The organism is Streptomyces sp. NPDC096152 (assembly GCF_044763235.1).
Classification (GTDB): domain Bacteria; phylum Actinomycetota; class Actinomycetes; order Streptomycetales; family Streptomycetaceae; genus Streptomyces.
In genome coordinates this window covers 144,863-165,077 of the sequence record NZ_JBIWFW010000004.1, presented here as the reverse complement: position 1 = coordinate 165,077, position 20,215 = coordinate 144,863, and the positions used below count along the sequence as shown (strand labels likewise).

Annotated in this window: 12 protein-coding genes; 7 read left to right on the top strand and 5 right to left on the bottom strand. The window is 70.5% G+C overall.

Annotated elements, in window-relative coordinates; translation table 11 throughout:
• Positions 1–217 precede the first annotated feature (217 nt).
• Entirely contained in the window at positions 218–1,663 is a 1,446-nt protein-coding gene (locus tag ACIQ9G_RS15415) for a hypothetical protein (RefSeq protein WP_403609033.1), read from the bottom strand.
• Positions 1,664–1,834: 171 nt separating this feature from the next.
• On the bottom strand, positions 1,835–2,143 hold the full coding sequence (locus ACIQ9G_RS15410; RefSeq protein ID WP_403609031.1) for a trypco2 family protein: 309 nt from the start codon (positions 2,141–2,143) through the stop codon (positions 1,835–1,837).
• Between the two features lie 313 nt (positions 2,144–2,456).
• On the opposite strand from ACIQ9G_RS15410, the gene ACIQ9G_RS15405 reads away from it, so the two are divergent.
• A complete protein-coding gene (locus ACIQ9G_RS15405) occupies positions 2,457–5,561 on the top strand; it encodes a SpoIIE family protein phosphatase (protein WP_403609029.1) in 3,105 nt (1,034 codons plus the stop codon).
• Between the two features lie 52 nt (positions 5,562–5,613).
• Here ACIQ9G_RS15405 and ACIQ9G_RS15400 read toward each other — a convergent pair whose 3' ends face one another.
• A complete protein-coding gene (locus ACIQ9G_RS15400; protein WP_403609028.1) occupies positions 5,614–7,065 on the bottom strand; it encodes a serine/threonine-protein kinase in 1,452 nt (483 codons plus the stop codon).
• 355 nt (positions 7,066–7,420) lie between these two features.
• Between ACIQ9G_RS15400 and ACIQ9G_RS15395 the strand changes: the two genes are divergently transcribed.
• The 5 genes from ACIQ9G_RS15395 to ACIQ9G_RS15375 are packed head-to-tail and all read left to right on the top strand — an operon-like array spanning position 7,421 to position 14,357.
• Positions 7,421–7,834 carry an NUDIX domain-containing protein gene (locus ACIQ9G_RS15395; protein WP_403609026.1) on the top strand — a complete coding sequence of 138 codons (414 nt, stop codon included), beginning with the start codon at positions 7,421–7,423 and terminating at the stop codon, positions 7,832–7,834.
• 39 nt (positions 7,835–7,873) lie between these two features.
• Complete coding sequence (locus ACIQ9G_RS15390; protein ID WP_403609025.1) at positions 7,874–8,842, top strand: radical SAM protein; 969 nt, start codon at positions 7,874–7,876, stop codon at positions 8,840–8,842.
• Positions 8,843–8,848: 6 nt separating this feature from the next.
• Positions 8,849–10,003, top strand: coding sequence for a hypothetical protein (locus ACIQ9G_RS15385; RefSeq protein WP_403609023.1), 1,155 nt, complete (start codon positions 8,849–8,851; stop codon positions 10,001–10,003).
• A 47-nt stretch (positions 10,004–10,050) separates the two neighbouring features.
• Positions 10,051–11,247: a hypothetical protein gene (locus ACIQ9G_RS15380; protein ID WP_403609022.1), complete on the top strand. Its 1,197-nt coding sequence runs from the start codon at positions 10,051–10,053 to the stop codon at positions 11,245–11,247.
• A complete protein-coding gene (locus tag ACIQ9G_RS15375; RefSeq protein ID WP_403609021.1) occupies positions 11,244–14,357 on the top strand; it encodes an SUMF1/EgtB/PvdO family nonheme iron enzyme in 3,114 nt (1,037 codons plus the stop codon). The genes ACIQ9G_RS15380 and ACIQ9G_RS15375 overlap by 4 nt, the downstream gene beginning before the upstream one ends.
• 449 nt (positions 14,358–14,806) lie before the next feature.
• Here the strand turns inward: ACIQ9G_RS15375 and ACIQ9G_RS15370 are convergent, their stop codons facing one another.
• On the bottom strand, positions 14,807–15,751 hold the full coding sequence (locus ACIQ9G_RS15370) for a hypothetical protein (RefSeq protein WP_403609020.1): 945 nt from the start codon (positions 15,749–15,751) through the stop codon (positions 14,807–14,809).
• An 820-nt stretch (positions 15,752–16,571) separates the two neighbouring features.
• Positions 16,572–18,413, bottom strand: coding sequence for a coagulation factor 5/8 type domain-containing protein (locus ACIQ9G_RS15365; protein ID WP_403609019.1), 1,842 nt, complete (start codon positions 18,411–18,413; stop codon positions 16,572–16,574).
• A gap of 477 nt (positions 18,414–18,890) precedes the next feature.
• Between ACIQ9G_RS15365 and ACIQ9G_RS15360 the strand changes: the two genes are divergently transcribed.
• Positions 18,891–20,207, top strand: a complete 1,317-nt coding sequence (locus ACIQ9G_RS15360) for an ABC transporter substrate-binding protein (protein ID WP_403609018.1) — start codon at positions 18,891–18,893, stop codon at positions 20,205–20,207.
• Positions 20,208–20,215: the final 8 nt, after the last annotated feature.

Sequence of the window (20,215 nt, the reverse complement as noted above, 5' to 3'; positions counted from 1 at the left end):
CTCCAGGCAGGCGTGACAGCCACGGGGAAAGCCTCGCAGCGCGTCCACTCCCCGAGCAAGTGCGCACGGCGGTTCGCGCGAGGCGTGTGCAAAAGCATGCCGGAAGCAGGAGGGCCGGCGTGGCGCGGAAGCGGGCCGGCGGAGGCACGCTGGTTCATTCCGGGCACCTCCCCGCGCAGGCGGGCGGTCCGTGCGCCCGTGCCCCCGGCCGCCCCGGTCACTGGCGCACCGGCGCATGGTGGGGGCCCGGCGGGCCGGGCCTGCGCTCCGGGTCGTCGAGCAGGATCGCCAGATGGCGTCCCACGTGGTTGTCCCACCCCTCCGGCCCCATGGCCAGCGCGTCCTTGCGCCATCTTCCGGCCCGCTCCAGCAGTCCGCCCAGTCCCCGGTCCTGCACGATGTCCGCCACCGCCTCCTTGAAGGCCGGATCGGAGCAGTCGCCGCGATGCCAGATCATGGCCGGCACCCCGGCTCTGAGCCCCGCGAGGTACTCCTGGCGGCCGGTGGCGGAATCCGTACCGGGCGGCTCGCTGAGAACCAGGCATACGGCGTTCTCGTCCTCCTTCAGCTCCCGCTCCAGGTGGAAGTGCGAGTGGCCGGGCCGGTTCCAGTACGAGTGCGTGTCCGCCGGTCGGTCCTTGTACTGACGCCACTTGTTGTGCCAGGGCCGGTGCCAGGCGGCCTTGCGCAGCCGCTCGAAACTGCGGACGAGAACCGTGTAGTCCATCACCAGGGGAGTGGGCGAGCCGGAGTCCGACTCCTTGTGCCACCACTCGACCGGTTCCCCCAGCAGCTCCCACGGCAGGATGAACTCGAGCACCACGGGCTGCCGCAGGTCGGACCAGCGCTCCTCGGTCTGCTCGATCAACGTCTCGACCTCGGTGGGCAGTTGGCTGCGGTGCAGGTGCAGCGTCTCGCCCGGGACCGGGTGCCAGCCCTCCGAGTCCGACTGCCGCCAGTGGGAGAGGTAGTACCGGTCGGGGTCCACGCCGTCCGGCTCGAACTGGATCATCAGATACGCCGGCATCAGCGAGACGGCCGGCTCGGTGACACTGCCGCGCTGCCACTGGGCGAGCTGGTCCTCCAGCCGCCAGGCACGGGACTGCCGGCGGTTCCAGCGGCGCAGCACTTCGGCCGCCTCCATCTGCCCGTCCTCGACGAACTGGTCGGCGGCCAGGGACAGGAACGCCATGCTCACGGGCAGCTCCTTCGCCGCCGCGTTGTCACCGGCCAGCCGCAGGAAGACGGTCCAGCCCGTGTCGCACCACGAGGGCAGCTCCTGGGTGCGTGACCGGCTGGCCCGGCGGGCCATCGCCGCCAGCGCCGAGGCCGAGCGCAGCTCCAGCAGGACCGGCCGCAGGGGGTGCAGATCGGCACCCTCGAAGAAGTCGACCGCCTCCCACTCGTCCACCAGGCGCCGCAGCGCCGTCACCCCGGCGGACCGCTGCTCCACGTAGCCGAGGCAACGCACCAGGCAGGACAGCCCGTCGGGAACCCGCGCGCAGCTCTCGACGAGGTGCAGCAGCCACGGACGCAGCGTCTCCCCCCGTAACGGCTCCACCGGCGCGTCCAGTTCCTGGCCCAGCATGGTCACCAACAAGTCGGCGCTGGTCGTGTGCCGCATCGTGGCCGACTCCTGGAGCACGTCGACGACGCCGGCCACCAACTCATTGCGAACCCGCGCAGGACTGCGCCCTTCCACGCTTGTGACCTCCCCCGTCGTCACCAGCCGTCACCGCGTTCCCACTGCCCGTGCCGACCAGGGTACGGCCACACGTCCGCACACGTCAGGGGGTCGAGAAGCCGGAACCACGGCTGTGGCGGCCCCGGCATGTCAGCGCTCCCCGTCGGTCTCGTCTCCCGAGATCAGGACACCGCGCCGCGCTCCGTCCGGGGCGACCAGCCTCGGCTGCAGGGTGAGGCTGATCCGATGGGTCCGCGACGTCTCGAACTGCCCGTCCCCGCCGGCCTCCACGACCCAGAACCGCACCTTGCCGCCGGCCCCGCCCTTCCGCCCCACGGCGACGGTGGCCTCGATCTCCACCGGCCCGAGCTCGAACCGCACCGGGCCGGCCGGGCCGCCGGTCAGCGCCTCGTTCAGCTCATGCCTCAAGTCCCTGATGAGTTCGGCGAGTTCGACCACACCGCGGATCCTATCGGCGCCGCCCGCGATTGGTCCAAAGCAGCGGTGGCCACCTGCTCGCCCTCGGCCACCGAAAGGGGAACCCGCAGGAGCGCGCAGGGGGGCGCTTCACGTGCGGCGCTTCGCGTACCCGAACGACGGCAGGGCGGGCGACGGCGAGGAGGGGGGTGGAGAGGAGGGGGTGGAGAGGGGCCGTGCAAAATGGATGAAACAAGGTAAACATGTTGAATGTCGTAATTGTTAAAGCTGAGTAATAAATGTCGGGATAATCCTGCATACTGGTTGCCATCTCGTACGCCTGTACGGGGAGGGAGTGATCCAGTTGGCGGTCGGCTGGGATGACAGTGGCGGTCTCGCCGCTGTCTACGAACGGTTCCTCGCGGGAGAGCGGATCGAGGACACGGGGGGAATCGTCAGGACCCCGATCCTGACCTCCTGGCAGCGGTGCAGGTCGCTGGGGCTCGTCCCCGACCAGCTCGTCCTCACCTGCGAGCAGGACCTGGACCAGGACGGGCGGTTGCTGAGTGCCGCGGCCCCGGTCCTCGACCGGCTGGAGGCCGCGCTGGACTGGCCACCGGTGAGTGTCATCCTCACCGACGCACGGGCGCGCGTGCTGTCGCGCCGGGGCGGCGGCGCGGAGCTGAACAGGCACCTGGACGCGGCACAGGTCGTCCGGGGCTTCGGCTTCCCCGAGTCCAGCGCGGGCACCAATGCCGTCGGCACCGCACTGGCCGAACGGCGCCCTGTCTACGTCCTGGGCCGCGAGCACTTCGCCGACTGCATGCGCCTGCTGGCCTGCGCCGGCGCGCCCATCCGTGATCCGCTCAGCGGCCGCGTCGAAGGCGTACTGGATCTCACCTGCTTCCGGCGGCATTCGGATCCGACGATGCTGCCCCTCGTGCAACAGGCCGCCGGAGAGATCGAGCAACGGCTGCTCGAACAGTCCTCGCGGCGCGAGCGCGAACTGCTCGCCGCGTTCCTCCACACCCGGCGGGCCGCCGGTGGACCCACCGGACCACTCGGGGAGCCCCTGCCCTGCCCGGCCCCGGCCGAGGCCCTGATCGGCCCCGCCGACCGGGCCGTCCTCCGGGAGAGAGCGCAGGAGCTGATCGCCGCCCCGCACCAGGTGGCCACCGAGGTGACCCTCTCCGACGGCCGGACCGCGGTACTGCTCTGCCGCGAGGTGTGTGCGGCCTCCGGCGAGGCCGGAATCGTCGTGGAAGCCGCCATCGCCGCCGGGCCTCAGTGGCGTATCCCGGCGCCCGCCGGACCCGAGCCGTGCCACGCCCGCACGCCGGTGACCGATTCGTCGACGCCGTCACCGACGGTCGCGGCACCGCGGCGACCCACCGCGGCGGTGGCGGCCTCGGGCCCGACGGCGCTGCTCGAGGAGGACCGGACCGGGACAGGGGGCCAGGTCCGTGGCAGGCCCCGGCCATCGGCGCCCCGGCCCGAGCGGGCGCCCGGCCGCGGGCCTGACCGGGGGCCTGACCGGGGTCCCGGCCAGAGGCCCGGGGCGGATCAGGGTCGGGGCGTGCCCCTGGCGGATCACGGCCGGACCGTTCCCCCCGCGGGCAGCGACGCCCTTCCCCCGGCGGACCGGAGTGAACCCGTCACCCCGCCGCCCGCCCAGGCCACCGCCACCGCACCGACGCCTCCCGGGGACGAGATCCCCCACACCCACGTGGGGCTGCTGCTCCTGGGTGAGCCGGGGGTCGGCCGGCTCGCCCTGCTCGCCCGTAAACGACTGGAACTGCTGTACGACGCCAGCGTGGGCATCGGCCGGACCCTCGACGTGACCCGCACGGCGGAGGAGCTGGTGGAGACGGCGGTGCCGGGGTTCGCCGACTTCGTCACCGTCGACCTGCCCGACTCGGTCCTGAGCGGCGAGGAACCCGTCGCCATCGGCGAGAGTCTGCGGCGCGTGGCGCTCGGGGCGGCACGCCCGGGCTCGCCGCTCTGCGCCGTCGGCGAGGAGGTCGGCTGGCTCCCCGCCTCACCGCAGGAGCGCTGCCTGCAGACCGGGAACCCCGTGCTCGAACCCGATCTGAACCGGGCCGTGGACTGGGCGGCCAACGACCAGGAGTGCAGCCGGAAGCTCCTCGCGTCCGGAATGCATTCGCTGATCACCGTGCCCATGCGGGCCCGCGGTGTCACCCTCGGGGTGGTCAGCTTCTTCCGTGCCGAGCGGTCCGGCCCGTTCGAGGACGACGACCTGTGGCTCGCGGGCGAGCTGGTCGGCCGGGCCGCGGTCTGCATCGACAACGCCCGCCGCTTCACCCGCGAGCACACCATGGCCCTGGCGGTGCAGCGCAGCCTCCTCCCGCAGGGCATGCCCGTCCAGGACGCCGTCGAGGTCGCCCACCGCTACCTGCCCGCGCAGGCCGGTGTGGGCGGCGACTGGTTCGACATCATCCCGCTGTCCGGCTCCCGGGTGGCTCTCGTCGTGGGTGACGTCGTCGGCCACGGGGTGCACGCCGCCACCACCATGGGCCGGCTGCGCACCGCCGTACACAACTTCTCCGCCCTCGACCTGCCGCCCGAGGAACTCCTCACCCATCTCGACGACCTGGTCGCCCGCCTGGACGCCGACGGCGGCGGAAACGACGGGATCATCGGCGCCACCTGCCTGTACGCGGTGTACGACCCGGTGTCCCGGCGCTGCGCGTTCGCCCGGGCCGGCCACCCCCCTCCCGCCCTCGTGCTGCCCGACGGCACCGTCGACTTCGTGGACGTGCCCACGGGCCCGCCGCTGGGGCTGGGCGGCCTGCCCTTCGAGCACTGCGAGATCGAGGTGCCCGAGGGCAGCCGGATCGTCCTCTACACCGACGGGCTCATCGAGCAACGCGGCCAGGACCTCGACATAGGGCTCAGTCTGCTGCGCCGCACCCTGGGTGCCACACGGCCGCTCGCCGATTCGCCGGAGGAGACCTGCCGGGCCGTCCTGGACGCCCTGCTGCCCGACCGTCCCGGCGACGACATCGCCCTGCTCGTCGCCCGCACCCGTGCCCTGGACGCGGAACGCACGGTGCACTGGGACGTGGCGGCCGACCCGGCCGAGGTCCCCCGGATCCGCGGGGCCGTGACCGAACAGCTCAAGAAGTGGGGCCTGTTCGAGCAGGTGCCCACCACAGAGCTGATCGTCAGCGAACTGGTCACCAACGCCGTCCGGTACGGCGGCGCCCCCATCCGGCTGCAACTGATCCGCGATCACCGGCTGATCTGCGAGGTGACGGACGGCAGCAGCACATCCCCGCGTCTGCGGCGGGCCCGCACGACGGACGAGGGCGGACGCGGCCTCTTCCTCGTGGCTCAGCTCGCCGAACGCTGGGGCACGCGCTACACCGCCGAGGGCAAGGTCATCTGGACCGAGCAGCCGCTGCCCGCGGAGGGCGCGGAGAGCTGCTGCGACGGCTGAGCCGCTCCGCCGGCACGGCCTTACCGCGGCCCCGCTGCCGCCGCACTGCGGCTCACTGCCGTCCCTGGCCGAGGAAGCGCTCGACCACGAGGGTCAACTGCTCGATCCAGTCGTCCAGTTCGTCCTCGTTGCGTGTGGTGATGCGGCAGGAACGTGTGGCTCCGTCGTGAAAGTGGAGCGTGATGGTGAGGGCGAGGCCGCGCCCCGACTCGCTGTGGGTGACGGCGCGGACGGCGGACCAGGGGAAGTCGACGGGGTGGCCGTTGATTCCGAGGGAGATACCGTGCGCGTCGGCGACGACGGCGTTCTTGTGGTCCATCGCCAGGAACTCCTGCCCCCCGGGCGCCGCCTCACCCGCGGCCGCCGATGGCCCGAACCCCGGCGGCCCGAACCCCTGCGGCGCGGGCGGAGGCGGCGAGGCCGGGTACGGGGGATAGGGCGAAGGCGCGGAGACGGTGGGGAGAGATGCCGCGGCAGCCTGCGGTGGGGGTGTCGCGTGGCCGGGTTGGGGCGGGGGTGTCGCCTGGCCGGGCTGCGGTGGGGGCGTCGTGTGGCCGGGCTGAGGTGGAGTCGCGGGAGTCGCGGGGGCGGGAGAGGGTGCGATGCCGGCGGGCGGGGGAGTGGCCACGCCGTGCGGCGGGTGGGCCGGCAGGGCGGCCGGTGCATACGGGGCCGGTGCGTACGCGGTCGGCGTGTACGAGGGCGGAGTGTGCGCGGGCGGGGTGCTCCCCTGCGGAGGGGCGAGCAGGTCCAACAGCTCTCCGGCGCTGGGTCGTTGACCGGGATCCTTGGCCATGCACAGGGCCACGGTCGCCCGCAGTCCCGCCGGCACGGCCGACATGTCGGCGTCCTGGTGCACCGACCGGTACATCAGCATCATCGGCGTACCCTCGCCGAAGGCGCTGCCACCGGCGGCCGCGACGAGCACTGCGCCCAGCGCGAAGACGTCCGCGGCGGCGGTGACGGGCAGCCCCTCCGCCTGCTCCGGCGCGAGGAACCCGGGGGTACCGAGCGCGGCGCCGGTGACGGTGAGCCGCGACGCCTCGACGGCCCGGGCGATCCCGAAGTCGACGACCCGGGGGCCGTCGTCCGCCATGATGATGTTGCCGGGCTTCAGATCGCGGTGCACCAGGCCACAGGCGTGGATGGCCTGCAGCGCCTCGGCGAGCGCGAGCCCCAGTTGCCGCAGGGCGGCCGCGTCCATCGGCCCCCGGGCGGTGAGCAGTTCGGCGAGGGTGGGCCCGGGAACGTAGGCGGTGGCGAGCCAGGGAGCCTCGGCGTCCGGATCCGCGTCCACGACCGGAGCGGTGTGGAACCCACCCACCGCACGGGCCGCGGTGATCTCGGCCCGGAACCGCTCACGGAACCCCGGATCCCGCGCCAACTCCGGCTTGGCGACCTTCACGGCCACACTCCGCCCCCCGCGCGACCGCCCCAGATAGACGGTGCCCATCCCACCCTCACCAAGCACCCGCTCGATCGTGTAGGCGCCGATCTGCTGCACCCCGAAAACCTCCCCCTGTGCGTTGTCCGCGCCACCTTAGAGCAGGCCGGGAGCCGGGAGGGAAGCCGGTGTCCCCGCCGACCGGCCATCAGTCCCGTGCGCTATTTGATCGCTTACCGCCAGTCAACTTCATTATGGCAGTCATCGTCATGCCAAGATCGTCAAATGGGACGATCGTAAATCGGACCGATCAAGTGGCCTCCGAACACGTCGAGTTGACGCTACCCTTGATGGGCTGAGTGACAGGGGCCACCGCAGCGTGGACAATCCTTCACCAGTCTTGTTCTCCGGCCTCTCCGGCCTCAACGAGGCGTAAAGGTGCCGGAGTCGACCGCGCACGGAAGGTGAATTCGAATTGACCTTGTTCTACGGAGCAGCGCATGCCCTCATCGAGCGTGACGGACGCTTCCTGGTTACCCGAAGGTCAGCAGTCGACGACTACATGCCTCTGAAGTGGGACCTGCCCGGAGGAACCGTCGATCCGGGTGAAACGCTGGAAGAGGCGCTCGTGCGCGAGGTCTTCGAGGAAACGAAGATCAAGGTCGACATCGAGCGCCTGCTCTACGCGTACACGAATCTGGCCACCCTGCCGAAACGCCAGACTTTCCAGACGGTTTTCCTCTGCCGCTACGTGGACGGCGAGGTGCAACTCGATCCCGCCGACCACGACCAGTTCGTCTGGGCGACGAAGGACGATATCGATGTTCTGGACGCCATGGGCTTCCTGGCCGGCTTCCGTGGGACGGCGACGTACCGCACTGTGCAATAGCGACCAGGAGGGCGGGGGGCTTCCGTGCGAGTGCGATCCGTGGACATCTACATAACCTATCGGTGCAACCTACGGTGCACGCACTGCTTCGTCGGTGACAACCTGGCGACCGCGCAGAGTTTCGCATTCGAGTCCCTCACGCGACTGATCGCGGATGTCCGGCAGCGCTGGCAGGCCGAAGAAGTGACGTTCCTCGGCGGGGAACCGACCCTCTATCCCCGGATCGTCGACGCGGTCCACCTGGTGCAGCAGCAGGGACTCCACGCGCGGCTCGTCACCAACGGTCTGCACGGTTTCCGGGCCTTCGTCGATCACTTCGAGGGGCTGCGACCGCCCACGGTCGGGGTGAGCATCGACGGTTCGGGCCCCGAGACCCATGACGCCGTCCGGGGCAAGCGGGCCTTCGAGCGCATGGTCGCCAACATCGCACATGCACGGGAGCGCGGCTATCAGTTGTTCGGCATCATGTCGGTGAGCAGGACCAACGCGCATGATGCCGTCAACATCCTCAGGCTCTGTGAGCGCCTGGGGCTCACCTGGGTCAACATCCACTACGTCTCCAACCGGGGGTTCGCCACACCCGACATGGTGTTGTCCGTACCCGAGTGGCAGGCGCTGACCAGGGAAATCGAAGAAGAGTCGGCCAACCTCTCGACCGACATCCGTCTGGAGCGCACGTTCGTTCCGGCGGACAACCACCGAAGGTCCTGCGCGGTACGCAGCCACGACAATCTGCTCTTCCTGCCCGACGGCCGTGTGTTCCTGTGTCCCATGTTCATCGACGTTCCTGACGCGCATTCATACACCTGGTCGGGAAGCCAACTCCTCGGCCGGCCGGGACGACGGACCGAGGCGATGCTGTGCGCACCGACGAGCTCAGTGCACTGCCCCGCGCTCCGGCACGTGAACCCGCAATTGCGCGACGCCGTGGCCGAGGCGGGGCTGGAGATGTCATGCGTACTGGAGAAGACCCGTCTGAGCCGGGGGCAGGTCGTCGATGAAGGGTGAACGCCGATGAGCGTCTGGACCGACGGCGAACTGGCGTTTGTGCGCGACCGCGCGCATCACTGGGACCTTCACTTCTCGGAGCACTTCTGGGGAGCCCCGCTCTACGACCTGGTGGAGCCGCTTCTCGCCTCGTTCAACCCGGACTGCGGCGTACCCAAACAGGTCGGCACACCGTCGGAGTCGCTCCCCGAGACCACCGCCACGGTTCTCCTGTCCCTGCATCGCATGGGTCTGCTCAACGCCTCGATGAGGGAGCGAATCCACGGGTATCTGTGGTCCACCCACTACGCGCTGGCCGCCGGTGTCGGTGAGGACGCCCGGCACCCGGAAGCCGAGTGCTGGAGTTCGTTCTCCCGGAACGTCTGGGCGACGGCCATGTCGCTCTGGGCTCTCATCGCGACCGGTTACCGGGGCGGGAACCGAACACGGTACGCGCCCGCGGTGCGGTGGCTGATCGATGCGCAGGACGAGGACGGCGCCTGGGGCTTCAGCCGCGATGCCCGGAACCCGCCCTCCGTCTTTCTGACCGCGGTGTGCGCGTACACGCTGCGCCTGACCGCGGAGTTTCTCGGCGACGGATCGCACGGAATGGACAAGGCCGCGGTCCAGTCCTCCGTCGACGCCGCCGTCGGACACCTGAAGCGGACCAGACGCCGGCGCAGCGGTCTGTGGCACACAGACGCGGGGGAACCAGAGCCTACGAGCAGCGTGATGGCTCTGTGGGCGATCCGCCGGTGCGGCACCACCGACAACGGCGACCTGCTGCGCTCCGGTGTCCGCGCGCTGTCCAGGGCCGTGGGCAACGCGACATGCGCCGCCAGCCTCGAGATCGCGGCGGGAACACTCCCGGACTCGCGCGAGGCGATCGCGTTGCAGGGCTACACACCTGCCGTACCACTGGCCCTCCTGCAACTCGACGTGGACCCGTTCCACAGGCTGGTCCTCGGACCGCTCCAGTACCTCCGCACCACGCGCCAACGCGACGGCTGGGACTTCCCGATCGTGGGAAACACCCGGCAGGGCCGTTACGTCAAGTCCGTCCCGTATGTGGGTACAGGTGAATCGCTGACCTTCACCACCGCGCTGGCTCTCCAGACCGCGCACGCATGGCACCGACGAGCAATCCGCTGGACGATCGAACAGCGACTGACGACGGCATAGGTCTGTTGGTCGCCCGCTGCCGGGACCACACCACCAGGGGGATCACAGTGACGGCTGTTCTGTTCGTCCACGGCACGGGAGTTCGGGCCCCGTCCTTCGACACCACCCTCGACGCCCTTTCCCGGTCCTTGCGCGGCCGGCGCCCGGACCTGACGGTGCACGGTTGTTTCTGGGGCGGCCGATACGGAAGCGAACTGTTCGCCCAGGGGGCATCGATCCCGGTCGCCGACGAGGCACGGGGCATGGACTCGCACGGCGTACCGGATGATTCGGGCGTGCTGGTGTGGGATCGGCTGCAGGACGATCCGCTCTTCGAACTCCGCCTGCTGGCACTGACGGATGCCACGGACTCCGAAGCCGGGGGCTTCCATCCGGGCCGCGAGCCGGCGGGCAGGGCCCTTGTGGGCAGATACCGCAGGTTCACCGCATCCGACGAGGTCAGGCAACAGTTCGGCCGCGTCGGACTCGCCGAACAGTTCGCCGGCGCCTGCCGCACGCTCGCCGGGTCGGGGGCTTTCGGCGACCTGGAGGACAGCGGGGTCGCAGCCGTCGAGGTGTGGCCGGTGGTGGTCCGCGCGACGGTTGCGGAGGCGCTGCGTCGAGCGGAGCAGGAAGGCGGCCCCCACCCGCGGGTCCTCTACGACTCGAACGTCAGGGACGAGTTCATCCGTACGCTGCTCCAGGCCACGGACGACGAGTACCGTGGCGTGGTCGGAGGCTGGGCGAAGGAACGGATCGGTACCTTCTTTGCGGGCCGAACCACCTCCTACGTGTCACGAAGGCGGCAGGCCTTCACGGACTCCGCGTCCCTCGTCGCCGGCGACATCCTGCTTTACCAGCGGGACGGCGCCGCGATCCGGAAGTTCGTCGCCGACCGCATCAGCACCCTGGAACCGCCGGTGACGGTGGTTGCGCACAGTCTCGGCGGCATCATCTGCGTCGACCTCTTCGCCACCATGGCCCCGTCCGACGTCCGCCTCGTCACTGTGGGCACCGCGGCTCCGCTGTTCTGGGAGCTCGACGCGCTGTGGGGGCTGCGCGCGGGCGCCTCTCTCCCGCCCAACTTCCCCGAATGGGTCAACATCTACGACCAGCGGGACTTCCTCGCATACGTCGCCCGCCCGTTGTTCGGCGACCGGGTTCGCGACGTCCGGGTCGACAACGGCCAGCCGTTCCCCCGCTGTCACAGCGCCTACTGGTTCAACAGCCAGTGCTGCGAGGCCGTACTCGACGTCTGCCCATGAACGAGTTCCTGAGAGCTCGGGCACTGGTGGTGGGCGTCGAGACCTACGCCGCCGGGCGGGACTGGAAACTGGCGGGCCCCGCGGCCGACGCCCTCCGGTTCACGGACTGGTTGCTCACCATGGGCACGCCCGCGGCCAACATCAGTCTCTTCGCCAACAGCGCGGCCCCGTCCGCCCTGGACGACTGGCGACAGCGGACCGGCATGAACGTGGAGGAGCCGACTTGTGACGCCATCCACGCCGCACTGCTCGACGTGGTCAGAGAGCACCCGTGCGACGTTCTCTTCCTCTTCTGGGGAGGCCACGGCATCACCGACCCCGAGGGCCGGCTGCGGCTGTTCACCTGCGACGCACACGAGGAAGTGCTGCGCAACGTGGACCTGGACGATCTCATGATGGCCTTTCGCTCGACGACGTTCGCCAAGGTCAGGCGTCAGATCCTGATGGTCGACGCGTGCCGGCGCTTCGTGTCCCACCGTGAGCTGCGCCGGGGACTGCCGACCGTGTCCCTGCCGCGAGGGGAACTGGGCCAGACGGACCAGTTCACTCTCTGCGCCACCCGGGAAGGCGACCTCGCGGTGAACCTCACCGGAGCCGGGACGGGACGGCTGTCCTCGGTGCTGCTCAGGGAGCTGCCGACCACGCCGGGACGACTGCCGGACATGGAGGCCGTCGCCCGTCAGGTTCGGGCGGAGTTCGAGCGGCTGCGGACCGCCGGGGACACCACGCAGGTGCCGGTGTTCTACTCGTCACGGGGCTACGACGGCAGCGTGCGCTCGGAGCAACTGGTCCCCTGGGCGACGCCCGCCGCGGCACCTCCGGTGGCCGACGCACGCCAGTATGTGCGGCGGCTGGCGCGCAAGCTGGAGGGCCGGCTCGTCGGCGACGTCCGGCTCAGCGGCATGGGACCGTCCTTCGACTCGTTGGAGCGGTCGTCCGTGGTGACCAGGGCGCACGTGCGGTCCACGGCCATCAGCGCCGAACACACCCTCGTTCCGGACGTCGCCGACTACGTGCACCGCACGCAGGTGCGCCGGATGATCGTCAGCGGTGCGCCCGGGATGGGCAAGAGTGTCCTGCTGGACCTCCTGGCGCTGGCGCAGTGCCGCGCGTACCAGGTCGACGAGTCGGCGATACCCGTGCAGGTGACCAGCCACGGCGACACGGCGCCCGGTTTCTTCGCCGTTGAGGACATGCTTCGTCGAGCGCTGCCCTTTCTCTACGGCGTGGAGCAGGACGAACTTCTCCACCGATGTGTCTTCTACTGCGATGCGTTCGACGAGATGCCGCCCCGGCAACAGGCCGATGTTCTGGACTTCATGCGTGTCCACCCGCACGCGTCGATCATCCTGTCGACCCGTACCACCCGTGGGCTCGACTGGTCGGTGCCGAACTGTGTGGAGGTCGAGTTGCTGCCCTTGGACCCCCCCGAGGTGTTGCGTCAGCTGGAATGTGAACTCGGCAGTAATGCCGCGGAGGACGTCTTCTGGCGACTCGCCGGACGTGACTACGAAGTGGTCCGCGACAGCTGGCAAGCGGCCGGGGGTTCCCGCGACCAGTTGTGGTCCCTTTCCGCCACAGTGCCCCGTAGGCTCCCCGGCGAGATGGCGACTCTCCGTCTCAAGCTGTTGCGCGACCCGCCCGCCGCCCTCCAACTGGCGCGAACCCCCTTCCTGTTGCGCGCCATGGTGACCATTCGCAGGGAAGGGGAGTACGTCGACCTGTCGAAGCCGGACGTCCTTCACAACCTGGTCCAATCGTTGTGGACCAGGCTGCACGCGGAGGTGGGATACCGCGACATCACGCTCGACCAGCTGTTCTCCGGTCTCGCTCCTCTCGCCGTGCAGCTCATTCGGGAACGCCGGGAGTGCTACGACCTGGCCTCAGCGACCGCGTTGCTGGTCGATGCGGGGCAGGTGGCCGGGGGCCGGCTCATCGAGGCCGCCGTGCTGGCCGGAATCGTCGGTCAGGAAGGCCCGAGTGTCGCGTTCCGGCACCGTGTGATCCGTGACTACTTCGCGGCCTCGGCGTTGTCCGCCGGCATTCCGGACGGGATATCCGTCGACGCGTACATCGATCCGACGGCATGGTGGGTGGAAACGCCGTGGCGGGCCGTGCTGGGGTTCGTCCCCAGATTCCACGGCAGCCTGGGCCCGCTCGTCGCCTGGCTCGGGCGTGCGCAGCCGGAGACGGCCGCGATGTGCATCCGGGAGAACGGCGATCTGCCCAGCGAGTCGGCACGTCAGGTCATTCGGGGGGTCGTCAAGCAGCGGCTTGCCGAGAGCGTGGTGCGTCCACCGGCGGAGCTCGCGGCACTCGGCCGCGCTCTGGGCATGGTCGGTGACGACCGTCCGGGCGTGGGCGTCGGACACCTGACGACGGCCGCCGTGCCCGCCATCGAGTGGGTGTTCATACCGGAACAACGGGTTCCTCTGTCCCCGTCCGTCTCCGTCACCGTCCCGGCCTTCAGCATCAGCAGGTATCCGCTCACCAATGCGCAGTACGAGGTGTTTCTGCGCGATGGCGGGTACGGCAAGGACCGCCACTGGAGGAGGCGTGGGATCGCCTACCGGAACCGGCTCGGGTGGTGCGTGCCCGAGCAGTACGGCCCACCGTTCGACTTCCCCAACCACCCGGTCGTGGGTATCAGTTCTCACGAGGCGCTGGCGTTCTGCGACTGGCTGGGGGAACTGAGGGGGGAACGGGTGGCCCTGCCCACGGTCGCGCAGTGGATGGCGGCGGCGAGGTCGGGCGACGGCTTCGAAGGCTATCCCTGGGGAAACGACTTCTCGCCCAGCCGCAGCAACAGCAGGCAGGCCGCGATCAGAACCACGACCGCAGTGGGCGTCTTCGCCTCAGGGGTGAGCCACTTCGGCCTCTTCGACTGCGGGGGGAACGTCTGGGAGCTCTGCGCACCCGACCGCGAAACCCGGCGTACGGGTTGGTTCGGCGGGCTGCGGGGCAGGCCGGCCGAGGACGAGTATCTCCCGATCAAGGGCGGATCATTCGCCCACTACTGGTGTTCCGTCAAGACCAGGACGAACGTGACGGTGCGCGAGGCGGACCGCGAATGGGACGTCGGCTTCCGGGTGATGAAGCGACTTCACTGACGGAGACCGGCGGCCCACTGCGCCGGCGGCCAGGAGGCGCGGCGCGTCGAGACTTCGGGCCCCGGCCTACTCCTTCTTGTGGCCCGTCCCGCCCCACGACGGGGCACGCGCCGCCACACGGCCGAGGGCAAGGTCGTCCGGACCGAGTAGCCCCTACTGTCGGACGGCTCGGGGATCGGGCGGCACGGGCGGCTCCGTCTGGGTTCGCCCGGGGGCCGGCACGGTCCGTACCGGGCGGCGACGCTGCCCCGGCTGCGGCCTGGGCAGCCTGTCCACTGGGTGATGCCCCCGGCTCTGCTGCCCGGGAGTGGTGGCGGCGGGCGATGGGCGGCGGGCGATTGAGCCCGCCGCCACTACTACGCCCGTCCGCCCCGAACGAACGACCCTCCGGCGACTGTCCCAGCCACTCGCCCCGGCCGCGGCACCAGGCGCGGCCCGGGCCGGAGACGTCAGCCGGTCGACCAGCCGATGATCACCTGGCCGTTGTGGCCCTGCGTCCCGGTCGACGAGAGCTCATAGCTCGTCCCGGTTCCCGACCGGACGTAGCTGCTGCCCCCGCCGCCCCCGCCCCCACCCGCGATACCGGTCCTGCCCACCGGGATGCCCGCAGCCCCGCCGCCACCGCCGGCGAAGTCCCCGCCCCCGCCGCCTCCGCCAGGTCCCGCAGCGTTGGGGCAGCCGCCGGCGGGGCTGCGGACCGAGCCTCCAACGCCGCCGGTGCCGACGTTGACACCCGCGTAGCGTCCCCCTGTTCCTCCGTCGGTGCTGTTACAGCCCGTGCCGGCCTCCCCACCGGGACCCCCGCGGGCCGCGGTGGTCGATCCGCCGCCTCCCCCTTGCCCCGGAGAGCCGTTGCCGGCCGCGCGCCCTGCACCGCCGGCCGTCGCGTTCGGCAGCCCGCCATTGCCGCCGTCCCCGCCGCGCACCGCGATACCGCCCTGGTGATAGGCGGCGCCGCCACCCCCGCCGCCGCCTGCGACGACCAGGAGCCTTCCGGTGACACCGACACTTGAAGCCCCGCCCCCACCGGCTCCGGCGTCGATCGACCCACCGGCGGGACGCCTGCCGCCGTCACCGCCGCCGTTGAAGCCGCCGTCACCGCCACGGCCGTTGGGCGTCGCGCACGCCGTCCGACCCGCTCCGCCCACCTCGACCCGGTACGTGGTCGGGTTCGTGGTCGGCCGCAGCGTGGTGGTCACCTGCGCCCCCCTTCCACCCCGAGAAGCGTCGCAGGCACCGCCACCGGCCCCGTCCGCGATGACCGTCACGGTCACCCCGGCAGGAATCCTGACGGTCTCCACTCTTCCGGTGTAATCGAAGACGAGGTGCACATCCCGCTTCTGACCCGCCGTACCGCCGGCATTCGGCACGGCGGTCGCGGGCAGCAGCATCATGCCGGACAGCACCGTGCACGCCGTCGCCAGTGTCGTCAGGCGCCGCCGACCGCGCCACCCGGCGGACCAGTGCGGAGAAGGACCGGGGCCTTGTCCATGTATATGAGGGCTCATCGAGCACACCTCTCTCCATGCGAAGTTCCGCCGACCCCAGGGATGAGGCAGCGGGGAAGCCGAGAACGAGCCCGAACGGGGCTAATGCGATTAGAAGCAGAGAGAAGTGTCAGCGGCCACTTCGGACCCCTCACGTGCCGCCAGACGTGTGAGCGCGATGCGCGGTGAGAAGAACGGTGGGGTGGCTTGCGACAGCCACGGAGTCACCCAGCTTCCCGGAGGTCCCCCGGCCCCTTCTGCTGGCGGGGGCCATCCCTCGGTGCGCGGCACGGCGAGGATTCGTTCACCGAGCCCATCCGCCGAGCCTCGGACAGCCGGTCCGTGGACGCCCCTACGTCAAACAGGGCGGCGGGCGAGGCAGTTCGCGGCAGCGTGCGGGGCGACCTGTCGGCGCGCCGGGGCGGGGTCCACGGGGGGCCGTGCGTGCGAGGACGGCGATGATCGGTGCCGTCGGTGCGCCGGCCGGGCTCTTCGGCTGCGCGACGCGCTGTGCGACCCGGCTGCGCAGCCGCACCCAGGGCTGGGGCAACCTTCACGACCCACCCGGCGGGCCGCGCCCCCGTGCCGAATCCGGCGCCGACCGCCACGGACCCGGCAGCGGCTCGGCAGCCCTCGCGCCGTTCCCTCCCCGCAGCACGGGAGGGAACGGCGGTCACTCGATCATTGCCGCACTGTCCTCACGGGGGCGGTGGAGCCGGCCACCCCGTCACGGATACGACACCACCGTCGACGGCACGGTCGAACTCCCCGAGGTGGCCGCCCCCGTCTCGTTGATGACGTGCTCGTACTGGCCGTTGCCGCCCAGGGAGATCACCAGCACGTCGTGGAAGCGCACGCCGGGACGGTTTGGCGCCGAGAAGCCGTTGTGCTGCACGATGGTGGGGTCGACGTTGTAGTAGCAGTAGCTGCCCAGGCCCCAGGCCTCGTGGGCGGTGACGTTGTCGCCGACCTTGTAGGCCGCGTAGCCCTTCACGGGCCCGTTCTGGATCGCCGCCTGGTTCGGGGCGTCGTACGCCTTCTCGTTCTGGAAGAAGAGGGTGCGGCCGCGCTGGCCGTACCACTGGACGTCGTACTTGTTGAAGTGCTCGACGAACAGGCCCGTCGCCAGGACGTCGTCACCGTTGACGACCAGGCCGTAGTCGGCCCGGTTCGTCTCCCAGCCGACGCCGGTGCCGTGGTCGGCGCGCCAGATCCAGGTGTGGTCGACGATCGTGTGACGGCTGTTGATCACCATGCTGGTGGTGGCCAGGCCGGCGCCCGCCCCGCCGATCCGCACGAACACGTCCTGCACCGTCGTGGGGTTGGCGGAGTGGTCCTTCGACGCGCCTCGCGGGCCGACCTCCAGCAGGGTGGGGGAGTTCACGGACCCCGCGTCGATCAGGAACCCGGCGAGTCGTACGCCGTCCACGTCGGCGACCTTCATCGCCGTGACGCCGTTGTCCGGGACGAGGGTCGCGTAACCCAGGCCGAGGACCACGGTGTTGGGCCGGTTCACCTGGATCGGCCGGTCCAAGTGGTAGATGCCGGGGGTCAGCAGCAGGTGAAGTCCCTGGGCCAGGGCCTGGTTGAGCGTCGCGGCGGTCACGCCCGGCCTGGCGACGTAGAACTGCGTGAGCGGCAGCGAGGTGCCCCGCGGTGTGCCGTTGCCCCAGGTGACGCCGCGGGCGTTCGTCCGCTTCGCCGGGAGGAAGACCCGGAACCGGCTGCCGTCGAGATAGAGGAAGGGCTTCTCGCGGGAGACGGGGGTCGTGTCGAGGGTGGTGTACGGCGGGCTGGGGAAGCTCTGCACCGGGGCGCCCACGACGCCGGAGAACACCATGTTCCACACGCCGTTGAGCCAGCTGCCGATCACGCTGTCGCGGGTGTACCACTGCTGCTGGGAGTACGGGCCGATCTGGCCGTCGATCCGGCTGTCGGCGATGTAGCCGCCGCTGGCCCAACCGTATCCGGACGGAGCGAGGTTGAGGCCGCCGCGCACGTGCATACGGCGGAAGGGGGCCGCCTGCGCGACCGCCCAGCGGTTGGTGCCGTTCGCGGGGACGAGGGCGAGGTTCTCGGCCGAACGCCAGAAGTTCTGCGTCGCGTTGCCGTTGAACCAGCCCGCGTCGACCGTCACGTCCCCGTTGATGGTCGTGTCGTCGGGGGACAGGCCGAGGCCGGCGACGGAGGTGTAGAAACCGAGCTGCGCGTTGAGGCCGTGATACGTGCCGGGCTTGAACAGCAGCGCGTAGCGGCCGGTGCCGAACTGGGCCGACTCCTGCTCCTGGAACACCTCGTCCAGCTTCGCCTGGATGTCCGGCGTGGACGGGTCGAAGACCAGGACGTTGGGGCCGAGGTCGCCGCCGCCGGGCAGGGCGCACCGCTTCCCGCGCGAGGCGGGCGGCCGCCCGGTCACCCCGCCCGCGGGCGGGGTGGGGGTCGCGGCCGCGGCCGGTGTCGCGGCCAGTCCGGCCAGGACGGGAGCGGCCGCCGCGGCGGCGCCGAGGACGGTTCTGCGGCCGACGGAGCGCGGCTGCCGGGCGGGGGTGTTCGGGGAGACAGGGGGCATGGGGCGGCTCTCCTGGTTCAGGAAGTGAACGAAGTGGGGTGTGAGAGCGCTCTCTCGGTGCTGAATGCTTCATCCGCGTGAACGAAGCGTCAAGAGGTGCGCCCACAAATTCGTTCAACTCACGATGATGGACCGTCAGCCGGCAGCCGTTGATACCCCGGTGGGTTCGCGTGGTGGGGACCGGCCTTCGGGGATGTCGAGACCCAACCGTTGCCCAAGGGGCGTGCGGCTGTGCGCCGGCGTCCCGTCGCAGGTCACCCGGCCACCCGCGGCCGTATGCCGGCGAACGCGTCGCGGCGCCCCGCGCCACCTCCCGAATCGTCCTCTGCCGCATCCCTTGACGAGCCCCCTCCACGAGGTTTAACTCACGTTCTAAATTAAGTCATGAGGACTTCGGGAGCCGAACGGGGCGGTGCCAGGGATCTCCCTCGGCGTTCTCGACTCGTTCTCGACTCCCGGAAGGGGACACCAGGAGCCATGCGCAGCATCCGAGCCGCGGCCGTAGGCGCCGTCACCCTGTCTCTCGCCCTTGCCGCCTCGGCCTGCGGGGGCGGTTCGCCCACGGGCGGCGGCTCCGGCGACTCGCCGAAGACGCTCACCTACTGGGCGTCCAACCAGGGCGCCGGCATCGAGATCGACAAGAAGGTCCTGCGGCCGGAGCTCGACAAGTTCGAGAAGCGGACGGGCATCAAGGTGAAACTGGAGGTCGTCCCCTGGTCGGACCTGCTGAACCGGATCCTCACCGCGACCACCTCGGGCCAGGGCCCCGACGTCCTCAACATCGGCAACACCTGGAGCGCCTCCCTGCAGTCCACGGGCGCGCTGCTGCCGTGGGACGGGAAGAACTTCGACCGGATCGGCGGGAAGGACCGCTTCGTCGACTCCGCGCTCGGCTCGACCGGCGCCCAGGGCAAGGACCCGGCCGCGGTGCCGCTGTACTCGATGGCGTACGCGCTCTACTACAACAAGCGGATCTTCGCCGACGCCGGCATAGCCAAGCCCCCGGCCACCTGGGACGAGCTGGTCGCCGACGGCAGGAAGATCCGGGCGAAGGGCAAGCAGGTCCTCGGCGCGGAGGGCTCGAACGTCTCGGAGAACATCCACCACGTCTTCGTCTTCGCCAAGCAGCACGGCGCCGACTTCTTCACCCCCGACGGCAGACCGGACTTCACCAACCCCGACGCCGTCGCCGCGGTCAAGAGTTACGTCGACCTGATGGCCAAGGACAAGGTCGTCCCGCAGGGCAACGCCGAGTACGCGCAGAACCAGTCGGTGAGCGACTTCGCCAAGGGCAGGACGGCGATGCTGCTGTGGCAGTCGGCCTCCGCCAACCTGAAGTCGCAGGGCATGAGCGAGGACGCCTACGGCATCGCCCCGGTGCCCGTGCGCTCCGGCACTCCCGGCACCGGCACCCAGGTCAACTCCATGGTCGCCGGGATCAACATGGCCGTCTTCAAGAACACCCACAACCTCGACGGCGCCACGAAGTTCGTGAAGTTCATGACCAGCGACGCCGAGCAGAAGATCCTCAACAAGGCCTACAGCTCCATCCCGCCGGTCAGGAACGCCCAGTCGGACCCCGCGTTCACCACCCCGGCCAACGCCGTCCTGAAGAACACCCTGGCCACCAGCGCCGCCGCGCTGCCGCAGGTCGCCGACGAGTCCCAGTTCGAGACGACGGTCGGTACGGCCGTCAAGGAGCTGTTCGCCGACGCCGCCGCCGGGCGCGCGGTGACCACCGAGTCGGTGAAGGCCAAGCTCGAGAAGGCCCAGCAGCAGATGCCCGCGCAGTGAGTACGGAC

Coding starts and splice junctions, on each gene's coding strand:
- ACIQ9G_RS15360 (WP_403609018.1), top strand. CDS start 18,891: ATGCGCAGCATCCGAGCCGCGGCCGTAGGCGCCGTCACCCTGTCTCTC.
- ACIQ9G_RS15370 (WP_403609020.1), bottom strand. CDS start 15,751: ATGATGCTGCTGCCCGCGACCGCCGTGCCGAATGCCGGCGGTACGGCG.
- ACIQ9G_RS15385 (WP_403609023.1), top strand. CDS start 8,849: ATGAGCGTCTGGACCGACGGCGAACTGGCGTTTGTGCGCGACCGCGCG.
- ACIQ9G_RS15365 (WP_403609019.1), bottom strand. CDS start 18,413: ATGCCCCCTGTCTCCCCGAACACCCCCGCCCGGCAGCCGCGCTCCGTC.
- ACIQ9G_RS15375 (WP_403609021.1), top strand. CDS start 11,244: ATGAACGAGTTCCTGAGAGCTCGGGCACTGGTGGTGGGCGTCGAGACC.